The sequence below is a fragment of the Bradyrhizobium sp. BRP23 genome (assembly GCF_020194135.1).
Lineage (GTDB): Bacteria > Pseudomonadota > Alphaproteobacteria > Rhizobiales > Xanthobacteraceae > Bradyrhizobium > Bradyrhizobium yuanmingense.
The window spans coordinates 324,266-338,843 of record NZ_JADYVW010000001.1; the positions used below are offsets into that span (position 1 = coordinate 324,266).

13 protein-coding genes are annotated in these 14,578 nt (G+C 66.0%); 2 read left to right on the forward strand and 11 right to left on the reverse strand.

The features are described from left to right. Positions 1 to 86: 86 nt before the first annotated feature. Genes I6F24_RS01485 through I6F24_RS01495 form a run of 3 tightly spaced genes read right to left on the reverse strand, consistent with a single transcriptional unit; the run spans position 87 to position 2,718 of the window. On the reverse strand, positions 87 to 1,097 hold the full coding sequence (locus I6F24_RS01485) for a transketolase family protein (RefSeq protein ID WP_036023211.1): 1,011 nt from the start codon (positions 1,095 to 1,097) through the stop codon (positions 87 to 89). Continuing rightward, entirely contained in the window at positions 1,094 to 1,939 is an 846-nt protein-coding gene (locus I6F24_RS01490; protein WP_036023210.1) for a transketolase, read from the reverse strand. Before I6F24_RS01490 ends, I6F24_RS01485 begins: the two co-directional genes overlap by 4 nt. Positions 1,940 to 1,956: 17 nt before the next feature. Further along, entirely contained in the window at positions 1,957 to 2,718 is a 762-nt protein-coding gene (locus tag I6F24_RS01495; protein ID WP_036023208.1) for a glucose 1-dehydrogenase, read from the reverse strand. A gap of 131 nt (positions 2,719 to 2,849) precedes the next feature. Between I6F24_RS01495 and I6F24_RS01500 the strand changes: the two genes are divergently transcribed. Together I6F24_RS01500 and I6F24_RS01505 are read left to right on the forward strand one after the other, a co-directional pair. Next, positions 2,850 to 3,737 (forward strand): LysR substrate-binding domain-containing protein, encoded by an 888-nt coding sequence (locus tag I6F24_RS01500; protein WP_036023232.1) that lies wholly within the window; start codon positions 2,850 to 2,852, stop codon positions 3,735 to 3,737. A gap of 152 nt (positions 3,738 to 3,889) precedes the next feature. After that, positions 3,890 to 4,297 (forward strand): GFA family protein, encoded by a 408-nt coding sequence (locus tag I6F24_RS01505; RefSeq protein WP_036023206.1) that lies wholly within the window; start codon positions 3,890 to 3,892, stop codon positions 4,295 to 4,297. A gap of 237 nt (positions 4,298 to 4,534) precedes the next feature. On the opposite strand, the gene I6F24_RS01510 is transcribed toward I6F24_RS01505, so the two are convergent. The 8 genes from I6F24_RS01510 to I6F24_RS01545 all read right to left on the reverse strand — a co-directional run bounded on the left by I6F24_RS01510 (position 4,535) and on the right by I6F24_RS01545 (position 14,548). Beyond that, positions 4,535 to 5,014 carry a DUF411 domain-containing protein gene (locus tag I6F24_RS01510; RefSeq protein WP_225139486.1) on the reverse strand — a complete coding sequence of 160 codons (480 nt, stop codon included), beginning with the start codon at positions 5,012 to 5,014 and terminating at the stop codon, positions 4,535 to 4,537. A 61-nt stretch (positions 5,015 to 5,075) separates the two neighbouring features. Beyond that, the gene (locus I6F24_RS01515; protein WP_225127209.1) at positions 5,076 to 8,267 is read right to left on the reverse strand and encodes an efflux RND transporter permease subunit; all 3,192 of its coding nucleotides are present in this window, start codon (positions 8,265 to 8,267) and stop codon (positions 5,076 to 5,078) included. After that, a complete protein-coding gene (locus tag I6F24_RS01520; protein ID WP_225149865.1) occupies positions 8,264 to 9,685 on the reverse strand; it encodes an efflux RND transporter periplasmic adaptor subunit in 1,422 nt (473 codons plus the stop codon). The genes I6F24_RS01515 and I6F24_RS01520 overlap by 4 nt, the downstream gene beginning before the upstream one ends. 80 nt (positions 9,686 to 9,765) lie before the next feature. Next, positions 9,766 to 10,158, reverse strand: a complete 393-nt coding sequence (locus tag I6F24_RS01525; protein WP_109144389.1) for a FixH family protein — start codon at positions 10,156 to 10,158, stop codon at positions 9,766 to 9,768. A 93-nt stretch (positions 10,159 to 10,251) separates the two neighbouring features. Beyond that, positions 10,252 to 10,713: a hypothetical protein gene (locus I6F24_RS01530; protein ID WP_346656661.1), complete on the reverse strand. Its 462-nt coding sequence runs from the start codon at positions 10,711 to 10,713 to the stop codon at positions 10,252 to 10,254. A 53-nt stretch (positions 10,714 to 10,766) separates the two neighbouring features. Beyond that, a complete protein-coding gene (locus I6F24_RS01535) occupies positions 10,767 to 11,954 on the reverse strand; it encodes an MFS transporter (RefSeq protein WP_225150099.1) in 1,188 nt (395 codons plus the stop codon). 60 nt (positions 11,955 to 12,014) lie between these two features. Further along, positions 12,015 to 13,202, reverse strand: a complete 1,188-nt coding sequence (locus I6F24_RS01540) for an MFS transporter (protein ID WP_225111723.1) — start codon at positions 13,200 to 13,202, stop codon at positions 12,015 to 12,017. After that, positions 13,187 to 14,548 (reverse strand): NAD(P)-binding domain-containing protein, encoded by a 1,362-nt coding sequence (locus tag I6F24_RS01545; protein WP_225149867.1) that lies wholly within the window; start codon positions 14,546 to 14,548, stop codon positions 13,187 to 13,189. The genes I6F24_RS01540 and I6F24_RS01545 overlap by 16 nt, the downstream gene beginning before the upstream one ends. Positions 14,549 to 14,578: the final 30 nt, after the last annotated feature.

Here is a 14,578-nt window from a genome sequence, read left to right on the forward strand (position 1 = left end):
CTCGCCGGGCGTTTGGACAGCAGCCCTCGTTCTCCGCAGCAATGCTGCGAAGCATGTCGGTCGCTTCGATTGTAAAGAGGTGGCTGCTAGCGCAGCCAGGCCTTGATCTGTCGCTTCACTTCCGCGGTCGAGATGCCGTAGCGGTCGTGCAGCGTCGGCAGCGCGCCGGCGGCGAGAAACTCGTCCGGCAGCCCGATCTGCCGGAATGGGGGATGGACGCCGGAGCGCATCAACAGCGTCGCCACCGCTTCGCCGAGGCCGCCGATCACGGTGTGGTTCTCGGCGACGACGACGAGGCGGCCGGGCTTGCCCGCTTCGTGCAGGATCGCCGCGGTATCGAGCGGCTTGATCGTGGGCACGTGCAGGACGGCAGCGCTGACGCGGTCGTCAGACAAGGCCTGGGCCGCCTCCAGCGCGCGCATGGTCATGATGCCCGAGGAAATGATCAGGACATCGGTGCCGTCGCGCAGCAGCGCAGCCTTGCCGAGCTCGAAGCGGTAATTGTACTCGTCGAGCACCAGCGGCACTTGTCCGCGCAGCACCCGCATATAGACCGGTCCGCGATGCGCGGCGATGACCGGCACGATCTGCTCGATCTCATGCGCGTCGCAGGGATCGATCACCGTCATGTTGGGCATCGCGCGGAACAGCGCGAGGTCCTCGACCGCCTGATGGCTCGGGCCGTAGCCGGAGGTCAGGCCGGGCAACGCACAGGCGATCTTCACGTTGCGGTCTTCCTCGGCGATGGTCTGATGGATGAAGTCGTAGGCCCGGCGCGAGGCGAACACCGCGTAGGTCGTTGCGAAGGGCATAAAGCCTTCGGCCGCGAGCCCCGAGGCTGCGGCGAACAGCAGCTGCTCGGCCATGCCCATCTGGTAATAACGATCGGGGAAGGCCTGCGCGAAGATGTGCAGGTCGGTGTATTTGCCGAGATCGGCGGTCATGCCGACGACGTCCTCGCGTCCGCGGGCGAGCTCGACGAGCGCGTGCCCGAACGGAGCCGGCCGGGTGCGCTGGCCTTCCGCCGCGATCGAGGCGATCATGGCCGAGGTCGTCAGGCGCGGCTTGGCCCATGGGGTCGATCCGGCGGACTTCATGGCTGCTCTCCCGCGTTCAGGGCCGAGAGCGCGAGCTGCCATTCATGCGGCTCGACGCGGATGAAATGGTTCTTCTCGCGCTGCTCCAGAAAGGGAACGCCCTTGCCCATCAGGGTGTCGGCGACGATCATGCGCGGCTTCGGCTCGCCATGTGTCATCGCGGCATCGAAGGCGGCGACGACCGCGTCGAGATCGTTGCCGTCGACGCGCTGCACGAACCAGCCGAACGCCTCGAGCTTGTCCACCAGCGGCTCGAAGCCGAGCATCTGCTTGGAGGGACCGTCCGCCTGCTGATTGTTGACGTCGACGATCGCGATGAGGTTGTCGAGCTTGTGATGGGATGCCGACATGATGGCTTCCCATTTGGAGCCTTCGTCGAGCTCGCCGTCGGAGAACAGCGTGAAGATGCGCGCGGCCGATTTTTTCCGCTTCAGCCCGAGCGCCATGCCGACGGCGATGCCGAGGCCAAGACCGAGCGAGCCGCCGGACATCTCCATGCCCGGGGTATAGGAGGCCATGCCCGACATCGGCAGGCGGCTCTCATCGAAGCCGTAGGTTTCGAGCTCCGCCTCGGGAATGATCCCGGCCTCGATCAGCGCCGCATAGAGCGCGATCGCATAATGTCCGTTCGACAGCAGGAAGCGGTCGCGGCCTTCCCAGGCGGGATCTTCGGCGCGAAAACGCATCGCGTGGAAATAGGCCACCGCCAGCACGTCGGCGATGTCGAGCGCCTGGGCGATATAGCCCTGGCCCTGGACCTCGCCCATCAACAGGGCGTTGCGGCGGATGTAGCGGGCGCGCTGCGCCAGCGTCGGCGCGTTTTCGAGTGTCGGTGTCGCCATGTGTCTCCCCTTCCCGCTCAGTGGATCAGCATGCCGCCGTTGACGTCGATGACGGCGCCGGTGACGTAGGCCGACAGGTCCGAGGCGAGGAAGGTGTAGATGCCGGCGACATCGGCGGCTTCGCCGAGCCGGCCGAGCGGGATGCCCTCGAGGATCTTCGCCCGCATCTCGTCGGTGAACTTGCCCGCCGTGATGTCGGTGCCGATCAGGCCCGGCGTCACACAATTGACGCGGATGCCGTCGGGTCCGAATTCGCGGGCCATCGCCTTGGCCAGCCCGAGTACGCCGGCCTTGGCCGCCGAATAATGCGGGCCACCGACGATGCCGCCGCCGCGCTGGGCGGAGACCGACGACATGCAGGCGATCGATCCGCTCTTGCGCTTTCGCATGTAGGGGATCACGGCCTGCGACAGGAACAGGATGCCCTTAAGGTTGACGTCCTGGATGCGGCCCCAATCTTCCGGCGTGATGTCGAGAAGCTTCACGGGCTGGGTCACGCCGGCATTGTTGATGAGGATGTCGATCTGGCCGAATGCCGCGGCGACCGCTTCGGCGGCCTTGATGCAGGCCTGCTTGTCGGTGACGTCCAGGGCCAGCCCGAGATGCGGCTCGCCGGTGACCGGCTCGAGGCCGCGGGCGGCAGCTTCCGCCGCCGGGCCGTCGATATCGAGAATGGCGACCCGGGCGCCTTCGGCTGCAAAGCGGCGCGCGGTCGCAAGGCCGATCCCCCGCGGCGAGGCCGCGCCGGTGATGATGGCAGTCTTGCCGCGTAGCAGCATTGGCTCCTCCCTGGCTCGCTCTTGCCGGGCGCCGCAGGGCCCGGTCTTGATCCCGTTGATTAAGCCGCTGCTGCTTCCCTCGCAAACGCGCTGTTGTCTTGCATAGGTGAATTTGGTTCACTCATCGGATGCTGCTGTCGAGTATCCCGATATCCTCCATCCGCGCCTTCGAGGCGGCCGCGCGCACCGGCTCGTTCCGGGATGCCGCGAACGAGCTTCACCTCACCCCGAGCGCGGTCAGCCACGCCATTCGCAAGCTCGAAAGCGCGATGGGCACGATCCTGTTCGAACGCAGCGCCCGGGCGATCCGCCTGACGCCGGCGGGCGCCAACCTGATGCGTCATGCTGGCGCCGCCTTCGACAATCTGCGCCGCGGCATCGAGGAGGTCGCAGGCCGCGGCCCGCAATTGCTACGGGTGCATTGCGCACCGAGCTTTGCCGCGCAGTGGCTCGCCCCGCGCCTTGCCCGCTTCATGGCCGCCGAACCCAAACTCGAGGTCCGCCTGGCGGCCAATACCGAATATGCAAGGTTCAGCAACGACGATTTCGACATCGACATCGTCTATGGCAAGCCGAGGGCCGAAGGGGTCGAGATCATTCCGCTGGGCGAGGAGACGGTGACGCCGCTCTGCACGCCCGAGCTCGCGAAGAAGATCCGCAAGCCGAAGGACCTATTCGATCAGGTGCTGATCCGCTCTGAAGTCAAGCAGGTGCAGTGGCATCAATGGTTCAGCGCAAACGGCCTCGAAGCGCCGGCCATTCACGGCATGCGCTTCGATCGCAGCTTCCTGGCGATCGCGATGGCCTCGAGCGGCCTCGGCGTGACGCTGGAATCAACCCTGCTGGCCGAACGCGAGATCGCGACCAGGCGGCTGGTCGCGCCGCTCGCCCGACGTTCGGTCGATATCCGCTATGTCGGCCACCATCTCGTGTTTCCGCGCGCAGGCCAGCAGCGCCGTCCCATCCGCGTGTTCGCCGAGTGGATCACGCGCGAGCTTGCGGCCGGCCGCTCGGCTTGAATCACCGCGGTTTCCGGGAACGGCAGCCGACGAACTGCGCAATGGCAGCAGCTGTCAGGCGACAGTAGGACGCAATCTCGAATTGGTTGCGTTGTTGAAGCCAAAAGGCTCGAGAGCTATCGATCTGAAGTCATCTTCGATCGGAGGAACGCATGAGCACAATCACGGGCGGCTGTCACTGCGGTGCAATCCGTTACGAGGTCGAAGGCGAGGCGATCGTGCACGCGCTTTGCCACTGCCGCGATTGCCGGCTACACGCCGGGGCTCCGGTCGTCGGCTGGACGATGTACCCGGACGGCGCGGTCAAGGTGACCAAGGGCGAATCGAAGGTTTACCGCTCCTCGGAACACGGGCGGCGGCACTTTTGCAGCGCGTGCGGAACCGGACTGTTCTACGTCAATGCCAGCATGCTGCCGGGGGTCATCGACATCCAGAGCGCGACCTACGACGATCCCGAGGCCGTGCCTGCCACGATGCAGATCCAGGTCGCCGAGCGCCTGCGCTGGATGGAGCATGCGCATGAATTGCCGACCTTCGAGCGCTATCCGCCGCAGCCGTAGTGGTGGCTAGGCAGAATGACCTTAGGTTGAATCGATTGCCACGGGCTCGGTGCAACCTCTCCCGCTTGCGGGAGAGGTCGGCGCGAAGCGCCGGGTGAGGGCTTTCTCCTCTTGGGGATTGTCCCATTGCGGAAGCACCCTCTCCCCAACCCTCTCCCGCGAGCGGGAGAGGGAGCGCACCTCCGTCATTGCGCGATCAGGGCTCATGTCATCGCACTCTAGCCTCGCGCAGCACTCTCAATCAATTTCCTGCGCGCCGATGAAGCGCATGAACGGCTTCTGACCGTCGGCACCGAACAGCACGACCTCGTAACGCTGCGACTTGCCGCCTTCCATGCCCGGCGATCCGACCGGCATGCCCGGCACGGCTATTCCCTTCGCGTTCGGACGCTCCGCGAGGAGGCGTCGCACGGCCGCAGCCGGCACGTGCCCCTCGACGACATAGCCAGCGACCTCTGCCGTGTGACACGCGACCAGGTTCGAGGGGACGCCGAGACGCGCCCGGATCGGCTCGAGGTCGGGAGTCTCCTCCACCTGGGCGGTAAATCCTGCGTCCCGCAGATGCTGCACCCAGCCGGCGCAGCAGCCGCAGCTCGGATCCCGGTGCACCGTGAGCGCGGCTGCGTCGGATGCTGCCGCGGCGGGCCTTGCAAAAGCTGCCGCGGCCATCAGCCCGACAAGGGACCGGCGGGTCATCAGGTATGCGCGTTGCTTCATCTTCGGCTTCCTCTTCTGTCACTCCGTCGCCCTGACATATGATCGTGCGTCACGGCTCGCCTCATCCGGCCGGCTCCACGACGCGCAATCTGGCGCCGATCGGCTTGGGCATCTCAGCCGGTTGTTCTCTGTCCTCGCGCGTGGGCGGCAGGCGGACACCCTTCACCAACCCGAAGATCGCCGGGATCACGATCAGCGTCAGCAGCGTCGACGATATCATGCCGCCAATCATCGGCACCGCGATTCGTTGCATGATCTCCGACCCGGTTCCGGTGCTCCACATGATCGGCAGCAGGCCCGCCATGATGGCGACGACCGTCATCATCTTGGGACGGACGCGCTCGACCGCGCCCACCATGATCGCCTCGTGGAGATCCTGCCGGGTGAGGCCCCTGCCCTCGGCGCTGCACGTCGCCTTGATCTCGGCCAGTGCATGCTCGAGATAGATCAGCATCACGACGCCGGTCTCGGCGGCGACGCCGGCAAGCGCGATGAAGCCGACGGCGACGGCGACCGACATGTTGAAGCCGAGCCACCACATCATCCAGATGCCGCCGACCAGCGCGAAGGGCAGCGACAGCATCACGATCAGGGTTTCGGTCATGGCCCTGAAATTCAGGTACAGCAGCAGGAAAATGATCGTCAGCGTCACCGGCACCACGATCTTCAGGCGCGCCGCGGCGCGCTGGAGATATTCGTACTGACCGCTCCAGACCACGTAATATCCTGATGGGAACTGGATGCTGTCAGTCACGGCGCGTTGCGCATCGGCGACGTAGCTGCCGATGTCGCGATCGCGGATGTCGACGTAGACGTAGGTCGCGAGCTGGCCGTTCTCGGTCCGGATCGAGGTCGGCCCCCGCGCCGGCTCGACCTTCGCGACCTCGCCGAGCGGCACCGCGCCGCCTGCGGGCATCGGCACCAGGATATCGCTGGCGATCGCCTTGGGATTGTCGCGCAGGTCGCGCGGATAGCGCATGTTCACCGTGAACCGCTGCCGCCCCTCCACCGTCGTCGTGACGGTCTGGCCGCCGAGCGCCGCCGCGATGGTGTCCTGAACATCCTGGATCAGGATGCCATAGCGGGCGAGCGCCTCGCGATCCGGGACGATCTCGAGATAGTAGCCGCCGATGCCGCGCTCGGCATAGGCCGATGAGGTGCCCGGCACCGTCTTGATCACCCGTTCGACCTGCTTCGCCAGCCGGTCGATCTCGACGAGGTCGGTGCCCATCACCTTGACGCCAACGGGGGTGCGGATGCCGGTGGACAGCATGTCGATGCGCGCCTTGATCGGCATAGTCCAGGCGTTGGAGACGCCCGGAAACTGCAGTGCCTTGTCCATTTCCGCGATCAGGCCGTCGATGGTGACGCCTTCCCGCCAAAGCTCCTTTGGCTTCAGGCTGACCACCGTCTCGAACATCTCGGTCGGGGCCGGATCGGTCGCGGTCGCCGCCCGTCCCGCCTTGCCGTAGACCGATTCGACCTCCGGAAAAGACTTGATGATGCGGTCCTGCGTCTGCATCAGCTCGGCCGCCTTGGTGACGGAGATGCCGGGCAGCGTCGTCGGCATGTAGAGCAGCGTGCCCTCGTTCAGCGTCGGCATGAACTCGGTGCCGAGCTGCCGCGCCGGCCAGATCGTAACGGCGAGCACGACCAGCGAAGCCAGGATCACCGGCGTCTTGGCGCGCAGCACGCCCTTGATGACCGGGCGGTAGATAAAGATCAGGAAGCGGTTGATGACGTTTTTCCTCTCCGGCACGATCCTGCCGCGGACGAAGATCACCATCAGCGCCGGCACCAGCGTGACGGACAACAGGGCCGCGGCCGCCATCGCGAAGGTCTTCGTGAACGCCAGCGGGCTAAACAGCCGCCCCTCCTGCGATTCCAGCGTGAAGATCGGCATGAACGACACGGTGATGATGAGGAGGCTGAAGAACAGCGCCGGGCCGACTTCGGATGCCGCGTCGATCAGGATCTGGACACGCGACTGACCGGGCTCGGCGCGCTCAAGGTGCTTGTGCGCGTTCTCGATCATGACGATCGCGGCATCCACCATGGCGCCGATCGCGATCGCGATACCGCCGAGGCTCATGATGTTGGATCCCAGGCCCAGCAGCTTCATGGCGCCGAACGCCATCAGCACGCCGACCGGCAGCATCAAGATCGCGACCAGCGCGCTGCGGACATGGAGCAGGAACACGATGCAGACGAGCGCGACGACGATACTCTCCTCGAACAGCGTGTGCTTGAGCGTGTCGATCGCCGAATAGATCAGGCCCGAGCGGTCGTAGACCGGGACGATCTCGACCGATTTCGGCAGGCTGCTCGCAATCTCCTTGAAACGCTTCCTGACGTTTTCGATGACGTCGAGCGCGTTGACGCCGAAGCGCTGCAGCACGATGCCGCTTGCGACCTCGCCCTCGCCGTTCAGCTCCGCAATGCCGCGCCGCTCGTCGGGTCCGAGCTCGACATTGGCGACGTCCCGCAGCAGCACCGGCGTGCCGTTGCTGGTCTTCAGGACGATGTTGCCGAGATCGTTGATGCTCTTGATGTAGCCCTTGCCGCGAATGACGTATTCGAACTCCGACAGCTCGACCGTGCGGCCGCCGACGTCGGCATTGCTGGCACGGATCGCCTCCCGGATCTTCTGCATGCTGATGCCGCGGTCGCGCATGCGCTGCGGGTCGAGCACCACGTTGTACTGCTTGACGAAGCCGCCGATGCTGGCGACCTCGGCCACGCCTTCGGCCTTGGCGAGCGCGAATTTCAGATTCCAGTCCTGAATCGTGCGCGTGTCGGCGAGGTTCAATTCTTTCGACATCACGGCGTATTGATAGACCCAGCCGACGCCGGTCGCATCGGGCCCGATGGTCGGGGTGACGCCGACGGGAAGCCGAGACGTGGCGCCGTTCAGGAACTCCATCACGCGCGAGCGCGCCCAATAGATGTCGGTGCCGTCCTCGAAGATCACGTAGACGAACGACACGCCGAAGAAGGAGAAGCCGCGCACCACCTTCGATTTCGGCACGGTCAGCATCGCCGTCGTCAAGGGATAGGTGACCTGGTCCTCGATCACCTGCGGCGCCTGGCCGGGATATTCGGTGTAGACGATGACCTGGGTGTCCGAGAGGTCGGGGATCGCATCCAGCGGGAGATGAAGCAGCGCGTAGAAGCCGGCGGCCGCCGCAAAGCCGGTGCCGAACAGCACCAGCAGCAGGTTGCGCGCCGACCAGGCGATGATGCGGGCGATCATTTGTGCTCTCCCGTCGCATGGCCGGCGTCGGAGGCTTGAGGCGCAGCCTCGGCAAAGCCTTTGAGCGCGGCCTTCAGATTGCTTTCCGCATCGATCAGGAAGTTGGCGGATGTGACCACCGCTTCGCCTTCGGCAAGGCCGTCGCGCACCTCGATAAAGCCGCCGCCGCGCCGGCCGAGCTTCACTTCCCGCGGCTCGAAGCGCCCGTCCCCCTTGTCGACGAGGACGGCCTGCCGCGTGCCGGTGTCGAGCACCGCGCTGTCCTGGATCGCCAGGACAAGCGCGCTATCGGCCGTGTCGACGTCGGCATCGACATACATGTCCGGCAGCAGCATCGCATCTAGATTGGCGAGCTCGATGCGGACGCGAACCGTCCGGGTTTCGCGGTTCACCTGCGGATAGATCACCGCGATCTTGCCGGTGAAGCTTCGGCCGGGGAAGCTGCGCGCGCGCACCGCGACAGACTGCCCGACCGCGATGTTGCCGAGATCGCGCTCGGCGACGTCGACCAGCGCCCAGACCAGCGAGGTGTCGGCGATGCGGAACAGCACGTCGCCGGGATTGGCGCGCATGCCTTCGATCGCGTTGCGCTCGAGCACGATCCCGTCGCGCGGCGCCGACCAATGGATGGTGACGGGCGCGACACGCGTTCTCTCCATCTCGGCGATCACCCGCTCGGGGACGTCGAGATTGATCAGCCGTTGCCGCGAGCCGCGGCCGTAGATCTCGACCCCGCCGACGGTCTTGGAGGTGATGGTCGCGAGATAGTCGGCCGCCGCGGAGGCGACCGCCGAGCTGTAGATCTCCATCAGCGGCTGGCCCGCCTTGACGCGGGAGCCGGTGGTGACGTCCGCGATCTTCTGCACGAAGCTCTCGGCCCGCATCGCGATCACCGAGACGCGGCGCTCGTCCAATTGGATCGTACCGGGCGCCTTGACCAGGACTTGGACCGATCGCCGCGCCACCGGCTCGGACTTCACGCCGCTGCGCTGGATCTTGCCGGGCGACAGTTTCACCGTGCCGTCATCGGCGTCGTCGCCTTCGTAGACGGGGACATAGTTCATCCCCATCGGATCCTTCTTCGGCACCGGCGAGGTGTCGGGCAACCCCATCGGATTGCGGTAGTAGAGGATTTTTCGCGATGAAGCCGCCTGCGGTGGCTTCGGCTCTGCCTGGGCGGCCTTGTCGTCATCGTAGACCGGCAGATAGTCCCGCCCGCGGTCGTCCTTCTTTGGCCCGGCGGACCAAAGCGGCGCGCCGCTCGGATCGCGATAGTAGAGCGGAGTCCGGTCCGCTGGCGCTGCAGCCGGGGTCACCTCGGCATGGACCGACCAGCGCCCTTCGTTCGAGAACCAGTACGCGCCAAGGGCGAGGCCACTGCCGAGCGCGAGAGTCGTCAAGAGACGCAACGTCTTCATGGTTGTTTCGCGCGCTCGGAGCGCGCGTCCATGTGAATGGGAAAGAGAAGTTCGGGCACCGTCCGACGGCGCCCGAAAGCTCACTTGATCGCCTTGACGATGACCTTGCCGGTGACCGTCTCAGGCTCGCCCTGCACCTTCGCCGAGAGCGTGACCTGATAGCGGCCGGCCATCGGCAGGTCCGTCCTGAAGGCGTAGACGCCCGGCTCCTTGGAGGGCAGTGGCGCGACCGCCGATTCCATCTCGGCCATGCCGTCCGGAGCCATGTCGACGCGCGTCTTGAAGATGACGGCATCAAGCACTGGCTTGCCGGTCTGCTTGTTGGTCAGGCGAACGGCGAGCGTGACGTCGTCGCCCTTCTTCATCTCGGGATTGACCGGCTCGAAAGCGTAATCGCCGGCACCCGCCAAGGCGACTGAAGCGGCGAGCGAAAGGGTGGCGGCAACAGCCGCGGTGCTGAACTTGGAAAGCATTGTCCTGTCCTCATGAATTGATCTCGACCGCGACGCATGAATGCGCACATCAGTCATCGCCGCGCGGGGCGTGCCCGCGCGCGTCTTGAGAGATCAGATTCGAGGAGGCCGGAAGGGAGGACTGCCGCCGCGCGAGTCGACGACCTGATCGGCAGGAATAGCGGTTTCCGCTGCCGCGACGGCAAGGAATTCGAACGCCAGGGGACGAATGTCCGCCAGTGCGACGGTGCCGCCGACACAGCAGAAGCCCATCCCGCATTGGTAGCCGGTGTCGGAGCCCGTTCCCTTCATGTCGGGACAACAATCGTGCACCGACATATCGTCGTCGCCGCCGACCTGCATGGCCGCCTTCATGTCACCCGACGACATCGCGAGGCCGGAAGCGGACGCGCCAGCCGGCAGCATCGCCAGGGAGATGGCGATGGCGAATGCCAGGATGGTCCGAACGATCCGCATGAAACGTGCTTTTAACCTTTTGGATACCTTTGGGAACCGCAACGTTGCCTGAGTACCATAGTCTGCGGCCGAATGCATTCTTTGATCAAAGTCAAGCATTCGTGACCGAGGCTCCGAGGCCTGTCAGGCCGACCGCCCGCATCCTGCCTCGCCTATCGCGACTTCGATACCAGCTCGTCGGACCGCGCCGTCCGCGACCATAGCAGCGCGAGCGGGCCGAGCGCGATCCCGGCCGCGAGCACGATGAAGGCCAGCAGCCAGCCCTCTGCACTCTGGGGGCCGCCAGCGGCATCGAGGGCAACCCCGGTTCCCCAGGCTCCGATCGCCGATAGGCCGAACCCGGCGGTCGAATGCAGGGCCAGAGTCGCCCCGCGATGCTCGGAGACAGCCGCAGCCGACATGCCGGCCGTCAACGCACCGGAATCTGCCGGCACCGTCAGGCCATAGATCATCAGCAGCAGCGCAAGCACCCATGCCGGAGCCGTCGCATTCAGGCCGATGACGAGGGCAACGCAAGCCGAGGCGATCATCACCACCGTGATCGCCCGATGTCGCCCGAATTTCAGTGCGGCCTCGTTGCCGAGGATGCTGGCCGGCATGGAGATCACTGCAAAGCAGAAGCTCATCAGGACCGGGCTCAGCCATGAGGGCGCACCCTGATGCGCGACGACGTAGGTCCAGAACCCGACCAGCCAGGTGCGAATGCCGTAGAGCTCGAAGCAGTGCGCGCCGTAGCCGAAGATGTAACCGAGCGCCTCCCGGTTGGCGAAGACGGGCGCAAAGTTCAAAAGGCGTCCTGATCTTGGAGCGGGACTGCGGCTCTCGATCAAGAGACACGCGACCACCATCGCGATGGGACCGATGCCGGTCACGTAGAACGCGGTCCGCCATCCCCAGCCGTCGGCGAGGACTTGGGCGATCAGGAACGACAGGCCGACCCCCACCGAGAAGCTCGACGTGTAGAGCGTGACCGCCCGCGAGGTGTCGCCGGCGGGCAACCGGTCGGTCAGTGCCTTGAGCCCCGGCATGTAGGCACCGGCAAAACCAAGGCCGGCCAGCGACCAGATGATGGTCCCCGACCAGAAGCCTTGCGCGAAGATGCCAAAGGCGACGGTCGCAAGTCCGCTGACGACAGAGCCGCCGAGGAGCACGAGCCGTGCGTCGATGCGATCGGTCAGTGTCGTCAGCACGGGCACCGCCAGCATGTAGCCAAACGCGTAGCCGCTCGCCATCATCCCGCCCTCGGCGGCGGACAATCCCCACACCGGCATCAGATGCTGGGCCAAATTCGCGGACAAGGTCACGTGCGGCAGCAGATTGCCGAGCTGGCCGATACACATCACCGCAATCAGCGGCCAGCCGCGCAAGCTACGAATGTTCTCCTCCCATCGGACAGCGACTCATGTCGTGTGATCCCCACGAAGCAGCAGAAGCGCGAAGAATGCAGAGACCGAGGCCAGCGCGCCGATCCAGAGCGCGCTGCTGCCGAGATGCTCCACCATCAGTCCCAGCGCAAGCGGCGCGAAGGCGCCCGTTGCCCTCGAAGGCAGCGAAATCATCCCGACCCGTCTACCGAACCCGACCGGCCCAAACAGCGCCAACGGCAGCGTACCACGGGCAATGGTGATGATGCCGTTGCCCGCGCCATACAGCACCGTGAAGAGCGGTGCGAGCAAAGGGCCGCCCGCGACCAGCGCAAGCACCCCGATCGGATTCATGAGCATGGCGAGCCGCGCCGACAGCAGCGGATGAAACCGGCCAAGCCATCCTGCTTCCAGAAGGCGGGCGCCGACCTGTGCCGGTCCGACCAGTGCTCCCGCCAGCAACGCCTGTGCCGGCGTGGCGCCGAACGCAACCAGCATGGTTGGCAGGATGGCCGAGACTCCGGAGCTGACAAAACTTGCGGCCGCAAACATGTACGCCAGCAATATCATTGCGAAGGTTTCGCTCTGTCCGCCGGATTGCTGGCTTGCGCCCGTGCTCGGTCCAGCCTCCTGATGCAACGGAGCGGCACGGGGCAGCGCAAGGTTGAGCGGCAAGGCAAGGCCGATGTGGATCACCGCCCAAAGCTGGCAGGCCGCGCGCCAGCCGTACTCCGTGGCGAGCCATGTCGTGAGAGGCCAGCCGAGTGTGCTGGCGAAACCGGCGATCAGGGTGATGCCGGTGATCGTTCGTCGCGCATTGGCGCCGTAAATGCGCGCAAGCGTCGCGAACGCGGCCTCATAGAGGCCCATGCCCATGCCGATGCCGAGCAGGATCCAGGCTGCGATCAGCACCGCTACGCCATAGGCCACGGACAGCAGCAGCAAGCCCGCCGCGAAAACGAGGTTCGAGACGGCAAGCAGGCCGCGCCCACCGAACGTATCGATGGCGTGCCCAACGCGCGGACCAAGCAGGCCGGAGATGACGAGCGCTCCCGATAGCGCGCCGAACACGTAAGTCGGCGCAAGACCGAGATCGCCCGCGATCGGCGCTGCCAGGATGGCAGGAAGATAGTAGCTCGACGCCCACGCGATGGTCTGCGCGGTGCCGAGGGCGATGACGACGGTGAGCGGGCCTGCAGTGCCTCGACTCATGAGCAGCCGCACCCCGCACCGCCCGCCTTCTTGACGGATTCATCGGCGGCACAGCAGGCCGAAGGTTCGGCCTTGGCCGGACCGCCGCAGCATCCCGCCGCGGCGGCGGACGCCACGCTGCCGCGGGTGCAGACGCCGGTCTCCGGCAGCACGAGCTCGACCCGTGCCGCGGCCTTCTTGTCGCCGGCGATGTCGGCGGCGATCGATCGGACCTGCTCGTATCCCGTCATCATCAGGAAGGTCGGCGCACGTCCGTAGGATTTCATGCCGGCGAGATAAAAGCCCGGCTCATCATGCGCCAGCTCGCGCGCGCCGTGAGGCCGCACCGTTCCGCAGCTATGCTCGTTGGGGTCGATGAGCGGCGCGAGCGCGAGGGGCGCCTCGATCGCCGGATCGAGCCGCAGCCGCAGCTCGGACAGAAACGAGAGATCAGGCCGGAAGCCGGTCGACACCACCAGCTCATCCGCAATCACACTCCGCGCAGCCGAGCCGGCGCCTGCCGAAATCCTGAGGCGGCCTTCGATCTCCGAAATGTGAGTGACAGCGAAGCCGGTCTCGACCGCGATCTTTCCGGCAGTCACGAGCGCGGCGAAGGCTGAGCCCAGCTCGCCGCGCGCGGCAAGCTTGTCGTTGCGGCCGCCGCCAAAGGCCTTTGCCGGATCGTCCCCGCGCAACAGCCAAACGGGCCTGGTGCCGGGCGCCCACTCGGCGAGCTGCGCGAGATCAATCAGCGTGCCCAGCGCGGAATGGCCCGCACCGAGCACGGCGACGGTCTTACCGGCGTATCTGCTGCGAGCGGAGCCGCGCACAGCCGGCATGCCATAGGCGATGCGGCCGGCGCATTCGCGTTCGCCGAGCGCCGGCAGACCGTTGCTGCCGGCGGGATTGGGCGAGAACCACGTGCCGGAGACGTCGATGACGGCATCGGCGCGCAGCACTTCGTCGCCTTTGCCGTTCTGGTAGCGGATTTCGAACGGCGCCTGGTCCCGCCCCTTCGTCTTCGCCTTGTCGAAGCCGGCGCGGCTGATCGCCGTGACGCGGCTCGAGGTCCGGATCGTCTCGCGCAGCGGCGTTCGCGTGGCCAGCGGCGCGAGATAGCGCTCGATCAGCTCGCCGCCGGTGGGATAGGAGCTTGGGTCCGGCGAATTCCATCCCGTCGGCGCAAGCAGGCGCGCTGCGGCCTTGTCGACATTGTATTCCCACGGCGAGAAGAGCTGGACGTGCTGCCATTGCCGCACGGCATGCCCGGCCTCGGGCCCGGCTTCGAGCACGACAGGGGACATGCCGCGTTCGCGCACATGAGCGGCGGCCGCGAGGCCGACTGGCCCCGCCCCGATGATGGCTACCGTCTTGTCCATTCCGAATCCTCCATCTTTCTAGAATTATGG

Excerpts from the sequence above, each read along its gene's own strand:
- I6F24_RS01485 (WP_036023211.1), bottom strand. The coding sequence starts at position 1,097 with ATGAAGTCCGCCGGATCGACCCCATGGGCCAAGCCGCGCCTGACGACC.
- I6F24_RS01490 (WP_036023210.1), bottom strand. The coding sequence starts at position 1,939 with ATGGCGACACCGACACTCGAAAACGCGCCGACGCTGGCGCAGCGCGCC.
- I6F24_RS01495 (WP_036023208.1), bottom strand. The coding sequence starts at position 2,718 with ATGCTGCTACGCGGCAAGACTGCCATCATCACCGGCGCGGCCTCGCCG.
- I6F24_RS01505 (WP_036023206.1), top strand. The coding sequence starts at position 3,890 with ATGAGCACAATCACGGGCGGCTGTCACTGCGGTGCAATCCGTTACGAG.
- I6F24_RS01510 (WP_225139486.1), bottom strand. The coding sequence starts at position 5,014 with ATGAAGCAACGCGCATACCTGATGACCCGCCGGTCCCTTGTCGGGCTG.
- I6F24_RS01515 (WP_225127209.1), bottom strand. The coding sequence starts at position 8,267 with ATGATCGCCCGCATCATCGCCTGGTCGGCGCGCAACCTGCTGCTGGTG.
- I6F24_RS01520 (WP_225149865.1), bottom strand. The coding sequence starts at position 9,685 with ATGAAGACGTTGCGTCTCTTGACGACTCTCGCGCTCGGCAGTGGCCTC.
- I6F24_RS01525 (WP_109144389.1), bottom strand. The coding sequence starts at position 10,158 with ATGCTTTCCAAGTTCAGCACCGCGGCTGTTGCCGCCACCCTTTCGCTC.
- I6F24_RS01530 (WP_346656661.1), bottom strand. The coding sequence starts at position 10,713 with ATGCTTGACTTTGATCAAAGAATGCATTCGGCCGCAGACTATGGTACT.
- I6F24_RS01535 (WP_225150099.1), bottom strand. The coding sequence starts at position 11,954 with ATGTGTATCGGCCAGCTCGGCAATCTGCTGCCGCACGTGACCTTGTCC.
- I6F24_RS01545 (WP_225149867.1), bottom strand. The coding sequence starts at position 14,548 with ATGGACAAGACGGTAGCCATCATCGGGGCGGGGCCAGTCGGCCTCGCG.